The sequence below is a fragment of the Leisingera sp. F5 genome (assembly GCF_001593695.1).
The window spans coordinates 1-3,070 of sequence record NZ_LUKH01000292.1 but is presented as its reverse complement, the minus strand read 5'-3'; the positions used below and the strand labels follow the sequence as shown (position 1 = coordinate 3,070).

The window sequence follows — 3,070 nt, the reverse complement described above, 5'->3', positions numbered from 1 at the left end:
GATCCACCTGCCCCGCCGCCACCAGCGCATAGGCATAACAGTCGGTGCCATAGCGGGTCAGCTTGGCGCGGGCCGAGACCCGTTCGAACGCAGCGCGGTCTTCCTGTGTGCCGACCTCCGGGAATGTGGTGAACAGGATGGCGTCTTTCAGCGCCGCAGTGGCGCGGGTCTGCAAAGATCTTTCGCCCAACGGGCCGGTCATGGAAGCAATTTCCGGCCCGCCGCAGAAACGCTCACAGGTATAGGGCTGGTCGATCACCCCCAGGAACGGGCCGTTTTCATCCGACAGCGCAATCAGCACGCCCCAGGTTGGCGTACCGCTGATGAACCCGCGGGTGCCGTCAATCGGATCGAGCACCCAGGTGCGGCCCGTGGTGCCTGGCTTGGTGCCGAACTCTTCGCCCAGAATTCCGTCATCGGGGCGCAACTCCGCCAGGACTGCCCGCATCGCCTGCTCGGCAGCGCGGTCTGCAACCGTGACCGGATCAAACCCGCCTTCGAGTTTGTTTTCAGCGGTCAGCGAAGATGTGCGGAAATGCGGCAGGATGGCAGCGCGGGCTGCGTCTGCCATCCTGTGTGCAACGTCAAGATCGGGAAAAGCGGCCTGTGTCATACCAATACGGGTGCCACTCACCCGGCATTATTGCAAGCGCAAACCCTGCCATCACAGGTTTTGCGCTTGTAGTTATCCTTCATTCGCCGTCCGGATTTCAGGCGACGTCGCTCAGCACGCGCGCCAGTTCAAACAGGCGGCGGCGCTGGTTTTCCGGGATCGCGTAGTAGGAGCGCACCAGGTCCAGGGCTTCCTTGTCGCCCATCAGATCTTCCGGAACGGAGGCTTTATCCGCCGAGGATTTGCCTTCTTCCTGCAGACCTTCGAAGAAGAAGCTCACCGGCACCTCAAGGGCGTCGGAAATATCCCAGAGCCGGGAGGCGCTGACCCGGTTGGCACCGGTCTCGTATTTCTGAATTTGCTGAAATTTAATGCCGACCTGCTCGGCGAGTTGCTGCTGTGTCATGCCGATCAGCCACCGGCGGTGGCGGATGCGCTTTCCCACATGCACGTCAACTGGATGAGCCATGCGTTTCTCCTAAGTTCAAAAATCCGGCTGCAACCCGGACCGCTGCGTTCCTATAACCTGTTCTGGCGGCTTCAATTCTTTGCCGGAACACGGTTCCCCATCAGAGCGATCTACGCTCAACCTCTGAGCAAAAGTGTACAACCCTTGCGATTGATTGCAAGGCTGCCGTCGCCCCGTGCGCGGACCGCACGTTCAAGCGCATGATTTCATGTATCATTTTTCTAAAGGTTTTGTTGCCAAGCGGCTGCCGATCACGTACCTCCCCAGAAATAGCGAGGTGCAGGCAGGCGCAGCACCCCGCCAGTGTGAGGTGGCGAATCACACAGATTCCCGCAGAAGGTGAGGAAAAAACATGCAGGCTTTCCAAGTTCCGGCCTTTGACCGTCCGGCGTCGCTGACAGAAACAGACGTCCCGCCGCCGGGTCCCGGCCAAGCTGCCGTTGCGCTGCAAGCTTGCGGTTTAAACTTTGCCGACCTGCTGATGATGAAGGGCAGCTATCAGGACACGCCCGAGCCCCCCTTTACCCTGGGACTGGAAGCGGCAGGCGTGGTGACGGAACTGGGCGATGGCACAAAAGGGTTTGCTCCGGGCGACCGGGTCGCGGTGTTCGGCGGATCCGGCGGGCTGGCTGAAGCCGGGGTTTTTGACGCAGCCCAGCTGATCCGGATCCCGGATGCGATGAGTTTCGAGCACGCCGCGGCGATGCAGATCGCCTATGGCACCAGCCACATGGCACTGGATCATTGCGCCCGCCTGCAGCCGGGCGAGACACTGCTGGTAACAGGCGCCGCCGGCGGCGTCGGGCTGACGGCTGTTGAAATCGGCAAGCTGATGGGCGCGCGGGTCGTCGCCTGCGCACGCGGCGCCGACAAACTGGCGGCGGCAAAGTCCGCCGGGGCCGATCACCTGATCGACGCCGAAACCGGCGATATTCGGGCCGAGATGAAGGCGCTTGGCGGTGCCGACGTGGTCTACGACCCGGTGGGTGGCGAGCAGTTCACCGCCGCCTTCCGGTCCTGCAACCCCGAGGGACGCCTCCTGAGCGTCGGTTTCGCCAGCGGGGACGTGCCGCAGATCAAGGCCAATCACCTGATGGTCAAGAACCTTTCGGTCATGGGCCTGTATTGGGGCGGCTACCTGGCTTTCCGGCCAGAGGTACTGACCGGGTCGCTGGCGCAGCTCATGGCCTGGCATGGCGCAGGACGGCTGAAGCCACACATCAGCCATGTGCTGCCGCTGGACCGGGCCGCCGAGGGCATGGAGTTGCTGCGCAGCCGCAAATCGACCGGCAAGGTGGTCATCACCATCGCCGATCTCTGACCCTTCCCGGGCGTGCACGCGGGCGCGGGACCGGAGGGCGGGCCGCTGCGGGACGCATGTCCCGCAGCCGTGGCGGTCGCAGGCCCGCGCCTCAGCCTTGCTCTTTGGCCCAGACCATGTCGATCATTGCCTGCGTCCCGCGCGAGAACTCCAGCGGACAGGGGTAAGGCGCCTTGTCCAGCACGCTGGTGTTGAAGGCCTCGACCTGGTGGACATAGTGGTTGTCCGCCGGAAAGCGGTGGACCGTCTCGACCAGGTCCTTTGACTGCACGATGACACGCGCCTCGCCGTAAACCTGCGCATTGAAGGGCGCGGTCAGCTTCATCACCCCGTCTTCGCCGTGAAAGACCACCTCCTGCCAGGGTGCCATCCGCATCGAGACAACGCCCGTGTAGTGGAACGAGGGGAAACGCGCGGTGATATGGGTCCAGACATCGACGCCGTTCTCACGTTCGACCACGGCAGAAAGGATTTCTTCGGGCTCCTCGCCGGTGACGAAACGGGTCGCCCCGTAGATGTAGACGCCGATGTCGGGAACAGCGCCGCCTCCGGTGTCCGGCCGGTTGCGGATGTTCTGACTGTCAGAGCGGTTGTCGTAGGAAAAAGCCGCCGAAACGCGCAGCAGCTTGCCGATGGCGCCCTCCTGGTACAGTTGGCTGGCCTTGTG

The 3,070-nt window shown here is 63.0% G+C and carries 3 protein-coding genes and 1 pseudogene; 1 reads left to right on the top strand and 3 read right to left on the bottom strand.

What is annotated here, in order from left to right:
• Together A2I95_RS29070 and A2I95_RS29065 are read right to left on the bottom strand one after the other, a co-directional pair.
• On the bottom strand, positions 1 to 571 hold a 571-nt coding region (locus A2I95_RS29070; protein WP_291735484.1), incomplete at its 3' end, for an inositol monophosphatase family protein.
• Positions 572 to 710: 139 nt separating this feature from the next.
• A complete protein-coding gene (locus tag A2I95_RS29065) occupies positions 711 to 1,082 on the bottom strand; it encodes a helix-turn-helix transcriptional regulator (RefSeq protein WP_259991212.1) in 372 nt (123 codons plus the stop codon).
• A gap of 352 nt (positions 1,083 to 1,434) precedes the next feature.
• Between A2I95_RS29065 and A2I95_RS29060 the strand changes: the two genes are divergently transcribed.
• Positions 1,435 to 2,403: an NADPH:quinone oxidoreductase family protein gene (locus A2I95_RS29060; protein WP_291735479.1), complete on the top strand. Its 969-nt coding sequence runs from the start codon at positions 1,435 to 1,437 to the stop codon at positions 2,401 to 2,403.
• 91 nt (positions 2,404 to 2,494) lie between these two features.
• Here the strand turns inward: A2I95_RS29060 and A2I95_RS29055 are convergent.
• Positions 2,495 to 3,070: pseudogene (locus A2I95_RS29055) on the bottom strand (gfo/Idh/MocA family oxidoreductase); the annotation flags it as partial.